The following is a 16,728-nucleotide window of genomic DNA, read 5'->3' on the forward strand; positions in this document are numbered from 1 at the left end:
TAGACGCCGACTGTGGTGTTGTTGCACGCTGTTCGGCGATTGGCGTGACTTAAGTGCACACTCGGCGCAATGGCTTACTTGGCTGCGGTGGCAATGGCCTTGGTCTCGAGATATTCCTCGAATCCGGCGACGCCCATTTCCCGGCCGATGCCGGATTGCTTGTACCCGCCGAAGGGCACGTCCGCCGAATACCAGACGCCGCCGTTGACGTTCACCGTGCCGACCCTCATGCGGGCGGCCACTGCCGCGGCGCGCTCGTCGTCGGCGGAGAACACCGTGCCCGACAGGCCGAACGGCGAGTCGTTGGCGATCCGCACTGCATCGTCGTCGCCGTCGTGCGCGATGACCGTCAGGACGGGCCCGAAGATCTCCTCGCGTGCCACCCGTGCGTTGTTGTCGAGGCCCGCGATGACAGTCGGATCGATGAAGAAGCCCGTGTCGCGGCCGGCGGGGCTGCCACCACCGCACGCGAACGTCCCGCCCTCGGCGATCGCCGAGTCCAGGTACTCCTGAATCCGGTCGCGCTGGCGAGCGGATATCACGGGTCCACAGACGGTTCCGGAGTTGGTCGGATCGCCGGCCTTCAGCCCGGCCATGGTGTCCGCGGCCGCTTGGACGGCTTCGTCGTAGCGCTCCCGCGGCACGACGAGGCGGGTGGTGATCGCGCACCCCTGTCCGGCGTGCATCGACGCGGTGAAGGCGGCCATCGAACACGCACCGGCGATGTCGGCGTCGTCGAGCACCAGGAAGGCGGACTTGCCGCCGAGCTCCAGGAATACCTTCTTCAGCGTTGCGGCACCGTCGGCCATCACCGCCCGGCCCGTGTTCGTCGAGCCAGTGAAGGACACCATGTCGACGCGCGGATCCGTCGACAGCAGCGCACCCACAGCGTGATCGCTGGAGGTGACGATGTTGACCACACCGGGCGGAAAGTCGGTGTGCTCCACGATCAGTTCACCCAATACCGCTGCACACCATGGCGTGTCGGGCGCGGGCTTGAGCACGACCGTGTTGCCGGCGGCGAGGGCTGGCCCGAGCTTGGCGAGGTTGATCTGATGCGGGAAGTTCCACGGCGTGATGGCACCGACGACGCCGACGGCCTCTCGGACAACCGTGCGACGGGTCTTGATGCCCATCGGCTTTGCGATGCCGAGATCGCTTGTCCACTGGTAGGACTCGGCCGTGTCGGCGCAGAAACTGAGATCCTCGATCGGGCCCTCGAGCTGAGCCATCGACGTCAGCATCACCGGCGCGCCCACCTCGGCGATCGTCAGCTCTCGCAACTCTTCGACGTGGTCGCGCATCGCCTGCTGCAGCTGCCGGATGCACCGCACGCGCAGCTCGACGTTGGTCGACCAGTCGGTCTCGTCGAACGCGCGCCGAGCCGCACCGATCGCCGAGCTCATGTCGTCGGTCGTCGCATCCGCGGCGACGCCAAGCACTTCCTCGGTCGCCGGGTTGACCGTCGGGAACGTCCCTCCGCTGCCGGCGACCAGTTTGCCGTCGATCAGCAGCCGGCTCTCGCGATCACCGAGCAGCGTCATTCCATCTCCCGTTCCTGTCCTGGACACCTGTCCGGCCATCTTGAGTCGAACCATAACTGCACGTGCGCGACCGTGGCAAGGCCGGCCCGGCGTGCCATTGCGAAAGTCAGCCTCCAACTGGGACTTCCCGGTGACTTGCCGGCCGCGCTTGCCGATTGCCGACATCGTCGGATAACTTGGACATGTGTCCAGTGATGCCGTGGCTGCAATCGCCGAGCCGACCGGGTCGTCGTCCGACGAGACGCCGCGCAACAAACGGCAGGAAGAGACCTTCCGCAAGGTCCTCACCGCGGGCATGGAGATGCTGCGCGAATCCTCGTACGCCGACCTGACGGTGCGTGCCGTCGCGGCGCGGGCGAAGGTGGCACCGGCGACGGCCTACACGTACTTCTCGTCGAAGAATCATCTGATCGCCGAGATCTATCTCGACTTGATGAGCAAGGTGCCGTACTACACCGACGTCAACGAGCCCATGCCGGTCCGCGTCGAAAAGGCCCTGCGCAATCTCACCCTGGTGGTCGCCGACGAGCCCGAGGTGGCCGCGGCATGCACGACCGCCCTGCTGACGGGCAACGATCCGACGGTGCGCCGGGTCCGCGACCGCATCGGCCTCGAAATCCACCGCAGGATCAAGTCCGCGGCCGGGCCCGACACCGATCCACGGGTGGTGTCAGCACTGGAGATGACGTACTTCGGCGCGCTGGTCAACGCAGGCAGCGGCGTATTCACCTACCACCAGATCGCCGACCGGCTCAGCTACGTCGTCGGCCTCATCTTGGGAGAACACACATGACCGCAAGCACGTCGGACGTCCTCTTGGACCCATATGACTACGACTTCCACGAGGACCCGTACCCCTATTACCGACGGCTGCGCGACGAGGCCCCGCTGTACCGCAACTCCGATCAGAAGTTCTGGGCCCTGTCTCGGCATGCCGACGTCGTCCAGGGCTTTCGCAACAGCACCTCGCTGTCGAACAAGCACGGCGTCTCGCTCGACCCGATCTCGCGCAACGAACACGCCCACCGGGTGATGTCGTTCCTGGCGCTCGACGATCCCGGCCATCTGCGGTTGCGCACATTGGTGTCGAAGGGATTCACCCCCAGACGAATTCGTGAGCTGGAGGCCCGGGTCACCGAAATCGCAGTACAGCACTTGGACGCCGCCGTGCAGTCCGATCACTTCGACTTCGTCGACGACTTCGCCGGCAAGCTCCCGATGGACGTCATCTCCGAACTCATGGGCGTCCCCGAGTCGGACCGGGTTCGCATCCGCGCGCTTGCCGACGGTGTGATGCACCGTGACGACGGCGTGAAGGACGTCCCAGCCGAGGCGATCCAGGCGTCGGCCGACCTGATGGTCTACTACGCCGACATGGTCTCCTCCCGGCGGGCGAAGCTCTCCGACGACCTGACCTCGGCGCTCGTCGAGGCCGAGATCGACGGTGACAAGCTCACCGACGAAGAGATCATCGCGTTCCTGTTCCTGATGGTCGTCGCAGGCAACGAGACCACCACGAAACTCCTTGCCAACGCTGCGTATTGGGGTTTCAAGAACCCCGACCAGCTGGCCCCGGTGTTCGACGACCACTCCCTTGTCAAACCGTGGGTCGAGGAGACGCTTCGGTACGACACGTCGAGCCAGATCCTGGCTCGCGCCGTCTCCGCCGACATCACGATGTACGACACCACGATCCCCGAGGGAGACGTGCTCCTGCTGCTGCCGGGGTCGGCGAACCGTGACGACCGAGTTTTCGACGACCCAGACGACTACCGAATCGACCGCGAAATCGGTTCCAAGCTGGTCAGTTTCGGAAGCGGGGCCCACTTCTGCCTTGGCGCACACCTGGCCAGGATGGAAGCCCAGGTCGCCCTGACCGAGTTCTTCAAGCGCGTCCGCGGCTACGAGGTGGACGAAGCCAACTCCGTTCGCGTGCACTCGAGCAGCGTCCGTGGCTTCGCCCATCTGCCCATCACCATCCAAGCCCGCTGAAGGGACCCTCGGAATGCCCCGCTTTTCACCCCTACCCGACCGCAGGCCCGCCATCGTCGCGGGCGCGTCCGCAGGCATCGGGGAGGCCACGGCCATCGCGCTCGCCGAGCGTGGCTTTCCCGTCGCACTCGGCGCCCGGCGGGTGGAGAAGCTCGACGACCTGGTCGGCAAGATCCGCGCCGACGGTGGCGAAGCCGTCGCCTTTCACCTCGACGTCACCGACCCGAACTCGGTGAAGTCGTTCGTGGCCAACGCCGTCGACGCCTTGGGCGACATCGAGCTCCTGGTCGCCGGCGCAGGCGACACCTACTTTGGCAAGCTGGCCGAGATCAGCACCGACGACTTCAACTCGCAGCTGCAGATCCATCTGGTAGGGGCCAATCGTCTCGCCACCGCGGTGCTGCCCGGGATGCTCGAACGGCAGCGGGGCGACCTGATCTTCGTGGGCTCCGAGGTCGCGCTGCGACAGCGGCCGCACATGGGGGCCTACGGTGCCGCGAAGGCCGCACTCGTTGCCATGGTCAACAACTTTCAAATGGAGTTCGAGGGCACCGGCGTCCGTGCGTCGATCGTGCACCCCGGGCCCACCAAGACGTCGATGGGCTGGAGCCTTCCCGCCGAGCAGATCGGCCCCGCCCTCGACGACTGGGCCAAGTGGGGCCAGGCTCGCCATGACTACTTCCTGCGCGCCTCGGATTTGGCGCGTGCGATCACCTTCGTCGCGGAGACCCCGCGTGGCGGGTACATCGCGAACATGGAGCTTCAGCCCGAAGCTCCCCTGACGAGCGATCCCGCCGAGCGGCAGAAGCTCATCCTCAACGAGGAGAACCTGAAATGACCATCACCAAGGACGTCCCCCGGGTATCCGGTGGCGAGGAGGAATACGGCCATCTCGAGGAGTTCCGCACCGACCCCATCGGTTTGATGAACCGGATCCGCGAGGAATGCGGAGACGTCGGCTGGTTCCAGCTGGTCGACAAGCAGGTCGTCATGCTGTCCGGGTCGGAGGCCAACGAATTCTTCTTCCGCTCCAGCGACGCCGAGCTCAACCAGGCCGAGGCCTACCCCTTCATGACACCGATCTTCGGCGAGGGCGTGGTGTTCGACGCCGACCCCGAGCGTCGCGCGGAGATGTTGCACAACACCGCATTACGCGGTGAGCAGATGAAGGGTCACGCCGCGACCATCGAGAACGAGGTCAAGAAGATCATCGCCGACTGGGGCGACGAAGGCGAGATCGAACTGCTCGACTTCTTCTCCGAGTTGACCATCTACACCTCGACCGCCTGCCTCATCGGACTCAAGTTCCGCGAGCAGCTGGACAGCCGCTTCGCGCACTACTACCACCAGCTGGAGCGCGGCACCGACCCGCTCTGCTACGTGGACCCCTACCTGGACATCGAGAGCTTCCGCATCCGCGACGAGTCACGCGTCAAACTCGTCGAGCTGGTGCAGGAGATCATGGATGGTCGAATTGCCGACCCGCCCAAGGACAAACAGGACCGCGACCTGCTCGACGTGCTGGTGTCGATCAAGGACGACGACGGCAACCACCGCTTTACGGCCAACGAAGTCACCGGCATGTTCATCTCGTTGATGTTCGCGGGTCACCACACCAGCTCGGGCACCTCGTCGTGGACTCTGATCGAATTGCTTCGCCATCCCGACGTCTACGCCGACGTCCAGCAGGAGCTCGACGAGCTCTACGCCGACGGGCAGGAGGTGAGTTTCCATGCGCTGCGCCAGATTCCGAGACTCGACAACTCCCTGAAGGAGACGCTGCGCATGCACCCGCCCCTGATCATCCTGATGCGCGTCGCGCAGGACGAATTCGAGGTCGCGGGCTACCCGATTCACGAGGGTCAGATGGTGGCCGCCTCGCCGGCGATCTCGAACCGGATCGCCGAGGACTTCCCGAACCCCGACGACTTCAACCCCGACCGGTACGACAAGCCGCGTCAGGAAGACCTTGCCAACCGGTGGACGTGGATCCCCTTCGGCGCGGGCAAGCATCGCTGCGTCGGAGCGGCGTTCGCCCAGATGCAGATCAAGGCGATCTTCTCGGTCCTGTTGCGCGAGTACGAGTTCGAAATGTCCCAGCCTGCCGATAGCTACCAGAACGACCACTCCAAGATGGTCGTCCAGCTGGCCCAGCCAGCCAAGGTTCGCTACCGCAAGCGGGCCAAGTAGGAATCCCCATGGGCTGCTACCGCGTGGAACTCGACGAGGACCTGTGCCAGGGCCACGCCATGTGCGAACTGGAAGCTCCCGACGTCTTCGCGGTGCCCAAGCGCGGAGTCGTCGAGATCCTCGACGCCGAGCCACCCGACGACATCCGTGAGGACGTCGAGCGGGCGATTGACATGTGTCCCACCCAAGCAATTTCACTCAAGGAAAAGGACTGATCATGGCGAGTCGCGAACAGCTCGACGAGTGGGTCGAGCGGTGGCTGCAGGCCAACAAGGACGCCGAAGCGGCCGGCGACTGGAAGCCGATGGCGGACTTCTACACCGAGGACGCCACCTACGGGTGGAACATCGGCCCGAAGGAAGACGTCATGTGCGTCGGACGCGACGAAATCCGCGACGTCGCACTCGGTTTGGAGATGGAAGGCCTGGAGAACTGGGTCTACGAATACCAGAAGGTGTTGGTCGACGAGAAGCTGGGCGAGATCGTCGGCTTCTGGAAGCAGATCGCCACCAAGGGCGACGGCACCAAGGACGAGATCTACGGCATCGGCGGCAGCTGGTTCCGGCTCAACGATCAGCTGTTGATCGAGTGGCAGCGCGACTTCTTCGACTTCGGCCACGTGCAGAAGGCCTTCATCAAGCTCATCGAATCCGGTGACCTGACGCCGACCATGCAGAAGCGCATCGAGCGCAGCATGGCCGGTGAGCAGTTGCCCGGCTACTACCCGCTGGGCCAAAGCCCGGTCGGCCTCTTTTAACTCCACCAAGCAGTTGCTTGGGGCGGGTGTGATCCAGTTAACTAGAGGCTCTAGTCTGTGGCCACTCACCCACATCGCACGTCGAGAGAGGTACTCGTGAAGACAAAAGGCGCACTCATCTGGGAGTTCAACCAGCCCTGGTCGGTCGAGGAAATCGAGATCGGCGACCCCGTCAAGGACGAGGTCAAAATCCAGATGGAAGCGTCTGGCATGTGCCACTCCGACCATCACCTGGTGACCGGCGGCATCCCGATGATGGGTTTCCCCGTGCTCGGTGGGCACGAGGGCGCAGGCATCGTCACCGAAGTCGGCCCCGGCGTCGAGGACCTCGCACCCGGTGACCACGTCGTGCTGTCCTTCATCCCGTCGTGCGGTCGGTGCCCGTCCTGTCAGGCCGGCCTCCGCAACCTCTGCGACCTCGGCGCAGGCCTGCTCGGTGGCGTCGCCGTTTCCGACGGCACGCACCGCATCACGGCGAAGGGCCAGCCCGTCTTCCCGATGACGCTGCTCGGCACGTTCAGCCCGTACATGGTGGTGCACAAGAGCTCGGTCGTGAAGATCGACCCGTCGATCCCCTTCGAGGTGGCCTGCCTGGTGGGTTGCGGCGTGACGACCGGTTACGGCTCCGCAGTCAAGGCCGGCGACATCCGCCCCGGCGACGACGTCGCGATCATCGGCGTCGGCGGCGTCGGCATGTCGGCGCTGCAGGGCGCGGTCAACGCGGGCGCACGCAACCTCTTCGTCATCGAGCCCGTCGAGTGGAAGCGCGACGCGGCGCTGAAATTCGGTGCGACGCACGCCTATCCGGACATCGAGACCGCCTTCGGCGGTGTCGCCGAGGTGACCCACGGCCTGATGGCCAAGCAGGTCATCGTGACCGTCGGCGAACTCGAGGGCAAGGACGTGGACAACTACGTCAACCTGACCTCCAAGGGCGGCACCACGGTGCTCACCGCCATCGGCTCGATGATGGACACGAACGTGACGCTGAACCTGGCGATGCTGACCCTGATGCAGAAGAGGCTGCAGGGCACCATCTTCGGTGGCGGCAACCCGCACTTCGACATTCCGCAGCTGCTGTCGATGTACAAGGCGGGCCGGTTGAATCTCGACGACATGGTCACCCGCCAGTACCAGCTGGAGCAGATCAACGAGGGCTACACGGACATGTTGGAGGGCCGCAACATCCGCGGCGTCATCCGCTACACCGACGCCGACAGGTAGGCGCGTCGATGTCCGAGATCACCACCGAGCAGTCGCCGGTCGTCTCCGCCTCGGAGGCATCGTGGCGGTGCGTCCAGGCGGGCGATCGCGACGGTTGGTTGGCGCTGATGGCCGACGACGTCGTCGTGGAGGACCCGATCGGGGAGGCCGTCACCAACCCCGACGGCACCGGTGTCCGCGGCAAGGAGGCGCTGGCTGCCTTCTACGACGCGAACATCGGCCCCAACCGGCTGACCGTCACCCGCGAGGAGACGTTCACGTCGAGTTCGCCGACGGAGATCGCGTACATCTTGGTGCTGCACACCGAGTTTCCGAACGGCTTCACGGCGACGGTGCGCGGTGTCTTCACCTACCGGGTGAACGACTCCGGGCAGATCACCAACCTGCGGGGTTACTGGAACATGGACGCCATGCAGTTCGGCCAGAAGGACCCAAGCTGACCGGAGCGGTGGTCGTCGGCGGCTCGCGAGGCATCGGACTCGCCGTCGCCGAACTGCTTGCCGCTCAAGGGTTTGGAGTGGTCGTCAACGGACGTGACCCCGATGCCGTAGCCGACGCAGTCGACGGCATCGGTGGTCGCACCGTCGGGCACGCCGGTTCCCCGGCCGAGCCGGCGGTGGCCGACGCCCTGATCGACCGGTGCGTCGACGAATTCGGCAGCGTCGACGCGCTCGTCAACTGCGCAGGAACCGCGGAATTGCCCGGGTCGTCGATTCTCGACGTGACGTCGGAGCAGTTTCGCGAGCTCCTCGACGCGCACCTGCTCACCGCCTTCGAGACGTGCCGGGCGGCCGCACCGAAGATGGTCGCGCAGGGCGGCGGCGCGATCGTCAACACCAGCTCGTTCGCGTTTCTCGGCGACTACGGCGGCACCGGCTATCCGGCCGGCAAGGGCGGCGTGAACGGCCTGACAATGGCAATTGCTGCCGAGCTGAAGGCCACGGGCGTGCGAGCAAACGTGGTGTGTCCCGGCGCCAGGACGCGGCTGTCGACGGGGCCCGACTATGAGGCACAGATAGCGGAGTTGCACCGGCGTGGCCTGCTCGACGAGGTCAGCATGCAGGGCGCACTGGACGCCGCACCGCCAGAGTATGCGGCGCCCGTGTACGCGTATCTCGTCAGTGACCTGGCCAGGGACGTCACCGGACAGATTCTGGTCGCCGCGGGCGGATTCGTCGGCCGATTCGACCGGCAGACGCCGAGCCTGCTCGCCTACCGTGACCACCACGGATCGCCGCCGTGGTCCGTCGCCGAGCTCGACGGCCTCGTCCGCAGCGGCCGACAGACCTGAGCATTGGACAAGTCAGCAAATATGCGTCATGGTCTTCTGGTGACCAACAGTTCCGCCCGATTCCTGAAGCCTCGTTTGCTGGCAGCAGCCGCCGGGCTCGCCGTCGCAGTGGCGCCCATCGCCGCCGCGCCCGCCAACGCCAATCCGGCCGACGACGCCTTCATGGCTGCCCTTGGCGCCGCAGGCATCGGTTTCGAGAACCAGATAGTTGCCAAGACCGTCGCCCACAACGTCTGCCCGTCGTTGAAGAAGGGCGCCAAGTCCTTCGCCTGGACCGTCTCCGGCGTAGTTGCCAGCGGCATCCCTCGCAAGGTCGCCACCACCTTCACCGGGCTGGCCGTGAAGACGTACTGCCCCGAGATGATCAAGTCGACGATCGGCTTCTAGGTCGGCAACTAGACGGGTTCAGTTGGCAGCGATGAGCCGCCGGTGCAACTCCCACGACGAACGCTCGACCCAATTCACGAGCAGCTTCCCGTCATCACGTACCGCCCAGACGGCCGTGCCGGTCATTTCGACGTCCTGCTTGTCCGGTGGCGTGCCCAAGATGCCGTTGTTGGACCCGGTCAAGAGCCATCGTGACGTCACGCGGCTGCCGTCGGCATTCTGAAACGACTCGAGCACCTCGAGATGTAGGTCGTCGACGACGGCCAAGAACTTCCCGATCCACTGCTTGAAGGCCTCGCGGCCCGTGATCGTCTCCCCGCCCGACACGATGACGAAGTCCTCCACCACGAAGTCGTCGACGGCTCCGGGGTCATGACCGTTCCACACCGCGTCCCAAAACGCATTGACGATCGATACCGAATCGCGTGCACTCATGCTCCGTAAACGCCCGGCGATACGCAGGTAATCCGCGGTTGCCGCGCTCTGGCATGCTCGACGCCATGGCCTCCGTCTTCACCAAGATCATCAACCGTGAGATCCCCGGTCGATTCGTCTACGAGGACGACGACGTCGTCGCCTTCCTCACCATCGAACCGATGACGCAGGGACACACGCTCGTCGTCCCGCGCGCCGAGATCGACAACTGGCAGGACGTCGACGCGGGCGTCTTCGCCAACGTGATGGCCGTGGCTCAGCGCATCGGCAAGGCTCAGTCCAAGGCGTTCGACGTGGAACGAACGGGCCTGATCATCGCCGGCCTCGAAGTACCGCACCTGCACGTGCACGTCTTCCCGGCGCGCAACCTGTCCGACTTCGGCTTCGCAGGCGTCGACCGCAATCCCTCGCCGGAGTCACTGGACGAGGCGCAGGCCAAGATCGTGGCCGCGTTGGCGGAACTGGCCTAGACCGTCGCGGGCTCGTCGGCCCCGGGGTCGTTGACCACCGGAGCCTCCGCGATCCGCGGCAACTGCACGGTGAAGCGGCACCCCTGACCCGGCGCCGTCGTCACGCTGACCGTGCCGCCGTGCGCGTACACCAGCGAGTCGACGATGGAGAGGCCAAGACCCGTACCTCCGCTGGTCCGCGCCCGCGACGAATCGGTGCGATAGAACCTCTCGAAGACCCGGTGCGCGTCCTCCCGACTCATGCCGGGTCCTTCGTCGGCCACTTCCAGAATGGCGCTGTCCTGCTTGGTGCCGACCCGGATCGCGATACTCGCCGACTCCGGAGTGTGTTGCAGTGCGTTGGCCACCAGGTTGCCCATCACCTGCCGCAGCCGAGCCTCGTCACCGAGCACCTCGGGCGTCCCCGGGCCGTCGAAGACCTCCATGGTGATGGTGCGCTTCGGGGCGACCGACCGCGCGTCGTGGACGGCGTCGCTGGCAAGTGACAGCAGGTCGACCCGGCGCTGCTCCATCGGGCGCTGGGCGTCCAGTCGCGCCAGCAGCAGAAGATCCTCGACGAGCAGACCCATCCGCTGGGACTCGCTCTCGATGCGGTTCATCAGCAGCTCGACGTCGCGCGCGGCGCCCTGGCGGTACAGCTCGGCGAACCCACGAATGGTGGTCAGCGGAGTGCGAAGCTCGTGGCTGGCGTCGGTGATGAACCGGCGCATCCGGTCCTCGGAGGTGCGTGCCTTCTCGGCCGAGGCCTCCGACGACGCCACCGCCCGTTGAATCTGGGCCAGCATCCCGTTGAGCGCCAACGACAATCGGCCCACCTCGGTGCGCGTGTCCCGTTCCGGGATGCGGCGGTCGAGCTCGCCCGCGGCAATAGCCGCAGCGGTCTGCTCGACTTCCACCAGCGGTCTGAGGCTGCGGTGCACGACGGCGAAGCCCGCAATGCCGAGCACCAGGAGCACGGCGACGCCGATGCCCACCTGGGACCACGTCAGCGCACGCACCGTCGACGAGACGTCCGACAGGTCGATGGCGACGGTGGTCAGCTCACCGTGCAACCCGCGCACCGTCATCGCCCGCCACTGCACGTCGGAGTGGTCGATCGAATCCACGGTGACGGGAACGGGCCCGACGTCGTTGCTGTCGGGAAGGGCGGGTTCGGCATCGCGATCGTTGACCGCCATCCAGATGCGCCCGTCGGAATCGATGCCGCGGACGTAGAAGTCGGACGGCGGTCGGGCCGGGTTCGGATCCTCCATCGGGGTGGCCGGCATCCGGCGGGGTGCCTGGGCCCAGCCGCGGGAGGCGTCGAGCAGGGTTTCGTCGACCCGGTTGATCAGGCTGTGCCGCATGATCGAGGTGACGGCGACGCCGGAGGCGAGCAAGCCACACGCCACCAGCACGAGGGTCGCGGCCACCAGACCCACCCGGAGTGGGATACCGCGCCCCCGAATTCCAGTCATTCCCCTCGTCATTCCGACATTGTGCAAAACGCGTGACCGTCGGCTGGCGAACTCGCGCATATGGCGCGTTAGCGCGGCTCGCGCAGCACGTATCCAACGCCGCGCAGCGTGTGCAGCAGACGCTTCTCACCAGTGTCGATCTTGCGACGCAGGTAGGACACGTAGGACTCGACGACGTTGACGTCGCCACCGAAGTCGTAACGCCAGACGTGGTCGAGGATCTTCGGCTTGGACAGCACCGTGCCTGCGTTGATGATGAAGTACCGCAGCAGGGTGAACTCGGTCGGCGACAGCGAGACCGGCTCGCCGGCCTTCCACACCTCGTGGGTGTCCTCGTCGAGTTCGATGTCAGCGAACGTCAGCCGGGCGCTGCGGGGCTCTTCGACGCCGCGGCCGGAGCGACGGAGGATGACGCGCAACCGCGCCACGACCTCTTCGAGGCTGAACGGCTTGGTGACGTAGTCGTCGCCACCGAGAGTCAGGCCGGCGATCTTGTCCTGAAGTGAGTCGCGGGCGGTCAGAAACAGTGCGGGCGCGTCGATGCCGTCGGCGCGCAGCCGACGCAGCACGCCGAAGCCGTCCATCCCGGGCATCATCACGTCGAGGATGACCGCGTCGGGGCGGATCTCCCGCGCCTTGTCCAAGGCCGCGGGCCCGCTGGACGCGGTGTGTACCTCGAAGCCCTGGAACTTCAGACTCACCGAGAGCAACTCGACGATGTTGGTTTCGTCGTCGACGACGAGGATTCTCGCTTCGGGGATGAACTCCGGAATTGCAGCCATGGCCATAGGAACAATGTCCTCCCATTCACATGGCCTGACGCTGCCGGAGCGCTGTGAGATTCCTGTGAGTTGATCTCAGGGAAGCTGGGTGTGATCCCCGCCATAGACTGAGGACCATGAATCTCGGCAAAGCCCTCGTCGACGTGGCGACCGCACCGGCCCGCATCGGCCTTGCCGTCGCCGACATCGGCCTCGGCATCGCCACCGAGACGCTGGCCGTCGTCCAACGGGGACTCGACGACGCTCACGTGCCCGCAGGCAGGTCCTCGCTGGCTCAGCTGCTGGGGCTCGAAGACGCCGTCGAACGCGCCAACCGCCTGGCCCACCTGATGGACGACGACGCCCCGCTCGGGCGAGCGTTGGCCCCCGACGGGCCACTCAACAGACTGCTGCGACCTGGTGGGCTCGTCGACCAGCTCACCGCCGAGGGCGGCCTGCTCGACCGGATGACCGCCGAGAACGGTCCCGTCGCCCGCGCGGTGGCGCCCGGTGGACTGATCGACCAGGTGACGTCCGAGGGTGGTCTCGTCGACCGTTTGACTACCGACGACGGAGCCGTGTCCCGGGTGATCGCGCCGGGCGGACTCGCCGACCAGCTGCTCGCCAACGACGGTCTGATCGAGCGCATCCTGCGCGAGGACGGCGTCGCCGACAAATTGCTCGCCGAGGGCGGTCTGCTCGACACCCTCACCGCCGAGCAGGGCGCGCTGATGAAGCTCGCCGACGTGGCCGACACCCTCAACCGGCTCGCCCCCGGACTCGAGGCGCTGACCCCGACCATCGACGCGCTGCACGAAGCCGTCATCACCCTCAGCCAGGTCGTCAATCCGCTGAGCAACATCGCGGGCCGAATCCCGCTGCCACGCTCGCGTGGGCGGCGGCCGACGCCTAGTGCGGTACCCGCCCCACAGGTCATAGACGCCGACGAGTGAGCCGTTAAGCTAGGCGTGCACGCCTCCTTAGCTCAGCGGTAGAGCAACGCTCTTGTAAAGCGTAGGCCATCGGTTCGATCCCGATAGGGGGCTCCAACTCCCGCAAGCGTTGTCGGTGGTAGGACCTACCGTCGCACCCATGAGACAGTGCCGCGGCTGTGGTTCCCCACTCTCGAAGCGCAGCCAGAAGGTGTACTGCAGCAATGCGTGTCAGGCTGTGGTGCGGCGCGCAACCGGTACCAAGCTGTGGCTCGAGACCGGTGAGGCGTGCATCGCCGGATATCGCGGCCACTACATCCGGCAATACCTCTCCGACGCCCAAGGCGGTTGCTGCGCAATCTGCGGCGGAGCGAACAGGTGGTTGGGCGCGCACCTCGCCTTGGTGTTGGACCACGTCGACGGGAACCCGACCAACAACCGACGGGAGAACCTGCGGCTGGTCTGCCCAAACTGCGACTCGCAGCTGGCGACGTACAAGAGTCGCAACCGTGGCAACGGCCGGCACTCCCGACGCCAGCGATACGCCGACGGGCAGTCGTACTAGCCCCGATCCGACCCCGGCGCGCGGTAGTGTCCGCTACGAAATAGCAAACAGCCGAGGAGGAGTCCGTGTCCGAAGCCGGTGTATGGGTGGCCTGGGGAATTCCGGCCCGCGGACGCGAGGGCCAGGCGCTGGCGCTTCTGAAGTCGTCGCTGACCACGTACCTCGAACAACTCTCCGCCGACGGCCGAATCGAGCGCTTCGACGCCGCAATCCTCAGGCCGCAGACCACCGAACTCGGTGGCTTCATCCTCATCCAGGGCACCCACGACCAAATCGAGGCGCTCCGCACCGACCAGGGCTTTCAGACGTGGGCCACCCAGATCCAGTTGGTCGCCGACAAGGTCGGAATCGTCGACGCCTGGGTCGGCGACGGACTGTCGGAGGCCTTCGCGCTGTACGAAGACGCGTTGAAGGAGCTCGGCTGACCGCTCCGGCGGTAACGCAAGCGGCTCCTGCGACGAAGGCAACAGGAGTGAACGTTGTGAAAGTCAGCCTTCACCGGGGAAGAGCAGTTCAGCGCGTCGGGAGGGCCAGTCATGGGAGCGTCGAGATACATCGGTCGAGTGGGCGGTCTAGCCGTCGCACTGGGAGTCGGGACCGCGGTGGCGACGGGATACGGCGTCGCCAACGCCGACGAGACGTCCACCAGCTCGTCGAGTAGCCAGTCCGCGAGCGCCAACGCCTCCGGCACCGCAACGTCGACGAACACCGGCACCTCGACGAACACCGGCACCGAGGGCGCCGCCCCCGCCGCAGCGCAGGCCTCGACCGCGCCAACGGCCACCGGTTCCGACGACAAGCCGACGGGCTCGACGACCACCTCGGGCTCGGTCACCAGCGGGGTCGTCAGCGCCCAGACCAACACCGGCAGCTCCGGCAGCACGGCGTCCCCCACCCCCAAGCCGACCGTCGAACCAGAAGCCGAGCCCGAGCCCGAGCCCGAGCCGACGACACCGGAAGTGCCGGACACCACGCCGACGCCAGCGCCGACCGCGACGCCGACCCCCAGCCCGACGCCCACCAAGAAGCCCAAGCCAAACGCCACCGCGGCCGTGTCCACCCCTGCACCGACGGTGACCGACACGTCGAAGGCGGACAGCGGCAAGACATCCGAGCCGAAGACCGTCACACCGACCGTGGCCAAGCAGGACGTCGACGGCCCGGCCCCCAAGATCGCCAGCCTCGCCGTCGTCTCGGCCGACGCAAAGTCGGCGTCCGACGCACAGGTCACCCTCGTCACGGTCACGCCAGAGACCCCCGCACGCCAGGCACCCCCGAACCCACTGGCCGTGGTGAGCGGCGTGGTGTCGAGCGTCGTCAACTGGATGCTGACCCCGTTCATGGGCGCGGGCTCACCGACTCCCGCCGAACCACCGCTGGCGTGGTCGTTGCTTGCGTTCGCGCGTCGCGAGTTCGACCACTTCGTCAACGCCGTCACCGGGCGCGCCACCCAGACCCCGGCCAAGGCCGTCGACGCCACCAGCGTCTCGTTGGCCGCAGCCACCGCCGCCTTCGCTCAGGCGGCTGCGGTCAACGTGCCCGGATTCCCGCTTCCCGGTGCGCAATTGAGCCCGTCCACCCAGTTCGTCCAGTGGGTCACGGGCAACTATCAGACCGGCAACCCGTTGATCGCCGACACCCTGAAGCGTTTCGGCATCAACGGCACCGACGTCGGCGTCATGTGGGACAACGGCATGGTCGACGATCCCACCACGCCGTACAACGAGCATCAGGTGCTGATGGCCTTCGGCGACACCTTCAGCGGCGCCAACATGACCGGCAACTGGCGTTTCAACGTGCTGCTCCGCAGCGCCGACACCGACCTCTCCGACGGCATGACCATTCCCAATGGAGAGTGGTTCAACGGCAACATGTTCGGCGGCACGCCGCTCAGCAGCCCCACCACCGCACGGCAGATCATCCACCCCTCCGGGCTGCCCGCCGGTGTCACCCTCATCCCCACCGCGGGCATCTCCATCCCGACGCCCGGCACCCAGTTCGGCGTCACCCAGTACGTGAACTTCATGTCGGTGAGCAACTGGGGCGCGGCGGGCACGTGGTCCACCAACTACTCCGCAATCGCCTACTCCACGGACAACGGCGAGAACTGGACCGTCGCACCGACTTCGGTGCGTTACAACTCACCCGTCGGCGGCAACGACAAATTCCAGCAGGGCGCCTTCGTCCGACCGGGCGACGGTTACGTCTACAACTACGGGACACCCAACGGCCGCCAGGGCGCGGCGTACGTGTCGCGCGTCGCTGAGAAGGACATCCTCGACACCAGCAAGTACGAGTACTACAGCAAGGGCAAGGCTGGCGGCTGGTTCGGCATCGGCGCCACCCCGGCGGGCTGGTACAAGAACCAGCCGGCCAAGGCCACGGCCGCGTTCGGCCAGGACACCGGCGCATGCGGTGTCGGGAAGCCGGGCAACCAGGTCAGTGAGATGTCGGTCCAGTACAACAAGCAACTCAAGAAGTACGTCGTCCTCCACGGCGATCAGTTCAACAACATCGTGATGCGCACCTCGGACACCCCTCAGGGCACCTGGTCGAGCGCGAAGATTCTGATGGCACAGCAGCAGGGCGGCATCTACGCGCCGATGATGCATCCGTGGTCGTCGTCGACGATGGGGACCGGCACCGACCTGTACTGGAACCTGTCGCTGTGGTCGGAGTACAACGTGATGTTGATGAAGACCGATCTCACCAAGGTCTAGGCC

The 16,728-nt window shown here is 66.1% G+C and carries 19 protein-coding genes and 1 tRNA gene; 16 read left to right on the forward strand and 4 right to left on the reverse strand.

The window, feature by feature from the left end; all coding sequences use genetic code 11:
- Positions 1 to 74: 74 nt before the first annotated feature.
- Positions 75 to 1,544 carry an aldehyde dehydrogenase gene (locus B1790_RS16490; RefSeq protein ID WP_079924347.1) on the reverse strand — a complete coding sequence of 490 codons (1,470 nt, stop codon included), beginning with the start codon at positions 1,542 to 1,544 and terminating at the stop codon, positions 75 to 77.
- 199 nt (positions 1,545 to 1,743) lie between these two features.
- Between B1790_RS16490 and B1790_RS16495 the strand changes: the two genes are divergently transcribed.
- From B1790_RS16495 to B1790_RS16540, 10 genes are all read left to right on the forward strand, one after another.
- Positions 1,744 to 2,337, forward strand: coding sequence for a TetR family transcriptional regulator (locus B1790_RS16495; RefSeq protein ID WP_369832359.1), 594 nt, complete (start codon positions 1,744 to 1,746; stop codon positions 2,335 to 2,337).
- Entirely contained in the window at positions 2,334 to 3,536 is a 1,203-nt protein-coding gene (locus B1790_RS16500) for a cytochrome P450 (RefSeq protein ID WP_079924349.1), read from the forward strand. The genes B1790_RS16495 and B1790_RS16500 overlap by 4 nt, the downstream gene beginning before the upstream one ends.
- Before the next feature lie 13 nt (positions 3,537 to 3,549).
- Positions 3,550 to 4,374, forward strand: coding sequence for an SDR family oxidoreductase (locus tag B1790_RS16505; RefSeq protein WP_079924350.1), 825 nt, complete (start codon positions 3,550 to 3,552; stop codon positions 4,372 to 4,374).
- Complete coding sequence (locus B1790_RS16510; RefSeq protein ID WP_079924351.1) at positions 4,371 to 5,726, forward strand: cytochrome P450; 1,356 nt, start codon at positions 4,371 to 4,373, stop codon at positions 5,724 to 5,726. The genes B1790_RS16505 and B1790_RS16510 overlap by 4 nt, the downstream gene beginning before the upstream one ends.
- A gap of 8 nt (positions 5,727 to 5,734) precedes the next feature.
- Entirely contained in the window at positions 5,735 to 5,941 is a 207-nt protein-coding gene (locus B1790_RS16515) for a ferredoxin (RefSeq protein ID WP_079924352.1), read from the forward strand.
- Positions 5,942 to 5,943: 2 nt separating this feature from the next.
- Positions 5,944 to 6,483: a nuclear transport factor 2 family protein gene (locus tag B1790_RS16520; protein ID WP_079924353.1), complete on the forward strand. Its 540-nt coding sequence runs from the start codon at positions 5,944 to 5,946 to the stop codon at positions 6,481 to 6,483.
- 96 nt (positions 6,484 to 6,579) lie between these two features.
- Positions 6,580 to 7,707 carry an NDMA-dependent alcohol dehydrogenase gene (locus B1790_RS16525; RefSeq protein WP_079924354.1) on the forward strand — a complete coding sequence of 376 codons (1,128 nt, stop codon included), beginning with the start codon at positions 6,580 to 6,582 and terminating at the stop codon, positions 7,705 to 7,707.
- A gap of 8 nt (positions 7,708 to 7,715) precedes the next feature.
- Complete coding sequence (locus B1790_RS16530) at positions 7,716 to 8,147, forward strand: nuclear transport factor 2 family protein (protein ID WP_079924355.1); 432 nt, start codon at positions 7,716 to 7,718, stop codon at positions 8,145 to 8,147.
- Complete coding sequence (locus tag B1790_RS16535) at positions 8,144 to 8,998, forward strand: SDR family NAD(P)-dependent oxidoreductase (protein ID WP_198952026.1); 855 nt, start codon at positions 8,144 to 8,146, stop codon at positions 8,996 to 8,998. The genes B1790_RS16530 and B1790_RS16535 overlap by 4 nt, the downstream gene beginning before the upstream one ends.
- 39 nt (positions 8,999 to 9,037) lie before the next feature.
- The gene (locus tag B1790_RS16540) at positions 9,038 to 9,385 is read left to right on the forward strand and encodes a DUF732 domain-containing protein (protein ID WP_158083828.1); all 348 of its coding nucleotides are present in this window, start codon (positions 9,038 to 9,040) and stop codon (positions 9,383 to 9,385) included.
- A gap of 18 nt (positions 9,386 to 9,403) precedes the next feature.
- Here the strand turns inward: B1790_RS16540 and B1790_RS16545 are convergent, their stop codons facing one another.
- Positions 9,404 to 9,820, reverse strand: a complete 417-nt coding sequence (locus B1790_RS16545) for an ester cyclase (protein WP_079924358.1) — start codon at positions 9,818 to 9,820, stop codon at positions 9,404 to 9,406.
- Between the two features lie 65 nt (positions 9,821 to 9,885).
- On the opposite strand from B1790_RS16545, the gene B1790_RS16550 reads away from it, so the two are divergent.
- Positions 9,886 to 10,290: an HIT family protein gene (locus B1790_RS16550; RefSeq protein ID WP_079924428.1), complete on the forward strand. Its 405-nt coding sequence runs from the start codon at positions 9,886 to 9,888 to the stop codon at positions 10,288 to 10,290.
- Here B1790_RS16550 and B1790_RS16555 read toward each other — a convergent pair.
- Positions 10,287 to 11,747 (reverse strand): cell wall metabolism sensor histidine kinase WalK, encoded by a 1,461-nt coding sequence (locus B1790_RS16555; protein ID WP_142271348.1) that lies wholly within the window; start codon positions 11,745 to 11,747, stop codon positions 10,287 to 10,289. The genes B1790_RS16550 and B1790_RS16555 overlap by 4 nt on opposite strands.
- 68 nt (positions 11,748 to 11,815) lie before the next feature.
- A complete protein-coding gene (locus tag B1790_RS16560) occupies positions 11,816 to 12,535 on the reverse strand; it encodes a response regulator transcription factor (protein ID WP_056560436.1) in 720 nt (239 codons plus the stop codon).
- 110 nt (positions 12,536 to 12,645) lie between these two features.
- Between B1790_RS16560 and B1790_RS16565 the strand changes: the two genes are divergently transcribed.
- From B1790_RS16565 to B1790_RS16585, 5 genes are all read left to right on the forward strand, one after another.
- Positions 12,646 to 13,461, forward strand: coding sequence for a hypothetical protein (locus B1790_RS16565; protein WP_079924359.1), 816 nt, complete (start codon positions 12,646 to 12,648; stop codon positions 13,459 to 13,461).
- A 21-nt stretch (positions 13,462 to 13,482) separates the two neighbouring features.
- A tRNA-Thr gene (locus B1790_RS16570) sits at positions 13,483 to 13,557 on the forward strand.
- 43 nt (positions 13,558 to 13,600) lie between these two features.
- Positions 13,601 to 14,005 carry an HNH endonuclease gene (locus B1790_RS16575; RefSeq protein WP_079924360.1) on the forward strand — a complete coding sequence of 135 codons (405 nt, stop codon included), beginning with the start codon at positions 13,601 to 13,603 and terminating at the stop codon, positions 14,003 to 14,005.
- Positions 14,006 to 14,070: 65 nt separating this feature from the next.
- Positions 14,071 to 14,430: a hypothetical protein gene (locus B1790_RS16580; protein ID WP_079924361.1), complete on the forward strand. Its 360-nt coding sequence runs from the start codon at positions 14,071 to 14,073 to the stop codon at positions 14,428 to 14,430.
- A gap of 111 nt (positions 14,431 to 14,541) precedes the next feature.
- Positions 14,542 to 16,725 carry a DUF4185 domain-containing protein gene (locus B1790_RS16585; protein ID WP_079924362.1) on the forward strand — a complete coding sequence of 728 codons (2,184 nt, stop codon included), beginning with the start codon at positions 14,542 to 14,544 and terminating at the stop codon, positions 16,723 to 16,725.
- Positions 16,726 to 16,728: the final 3 nt, after the last annotated feature.

Origin of the sequence: Mycobacterium sp. AT1, from assembly GCF_002043095.1 — a bacterium.
GTDB lineage: Bacteria > Actinomycetota > Actinomycetes > Mycobacteriales > Mycobacteriaceae > Mycobacterium.

Coding starts and splice junctions, on each gene's coding strand:
- B1790_RS16515 (WP_079924352.1), top strand. CDS start 5,735: ATGGGCTGCTACCGCGTGGAACTCGACGAGGACCTGTGCCAGGGCCAC.
- B1790_RS16505 (WP_079924350.1), top strand. CDS start 3,550: ATGCCCCGCTTTTCACCCCTACCCGACCGCAGGCCCGCCATCGTCGCG.
- B1790_RS16545 (WP_079924358.1), bottom strand. CDS start 9,820: ATGAGTGCACGCGATTCGGTATCGATCGTCAATGCGTTTTGGGACGCG.
- B1790_RS16555 (WP_142271348.1), bottom strand. CDS start 11,747: ATGACTGGAATTCGGGGGCGCGGTATCCCACTCCGGGTGGGTCTGGTG.
- B1790_RS16560 (WP_056560436.1), bottom strand. CDS start 12,535: ATGGCCATGGCTGCAATTCCGGAGTTCATCCCCGAAGCGAGAATCCTC.
- B1790_RS16530 (WP_079924355.1), top strand. CDS start 7,716: ATGTCCGAGATCACCACCGAGCAGTCGCCGGTCGTCTCCGCCTCGGAG.
- B1790_RS16585 (WP_079924362.1), top strand. CDS start 14,542: ATGGGAGCGTCGAGATACATCGGTCGAGTGGGCGGTCTAGCCGTCGCA.
- B1790_RS16550 (WP_079924428.1), top strand. CDS start 9,886: ATGGCCTCCGTCTTCACCAAGATCATCAACCGTGAGATCCCCGGTCGA.
- B1790_RS16490 (WP_079924347.1), bottom strand. CDS start 1,544: ATGACGCTGCTCGGTGATCGCGAGAGCCGGCTGCTGATCGACGGCAAA.
- B1790_RS16500 (WP_079924349.1), top strand. CDS start 2,334: ATGACCGCAAGCACGTCGGACGTCCTCTTGGACCCATATGACTACGAC.
- B1790_RS16565 (WP_079924359.1), top strand. CDS start 12,646: ATGAATCTCGGCAAAGCCCTCGTCGACGTGGCGACCGCACCGGCCCGC.
- B1790_RS16520 (WP_079924353.1), top strand. CDS start 5,944: ATGGCGAGTCGCGAACAGCTCGACGAGTGGGTCGAGCGGTGGCTGCAG.
- B1790_RS16575 (WP_079924360.1), top strand. CDS start 13,601: ATGAGACAGTGCCGCGGCTGTGGTTCCCCACTCTCGAAGCGCAGCCAG.
- B1790_RS16510 (WP_079924351.1), top strand. CDS start 4,371: ATGACCATCACCAAGGACGTCCCCCGGGTATCCGGTGGCGAGGAGGAA.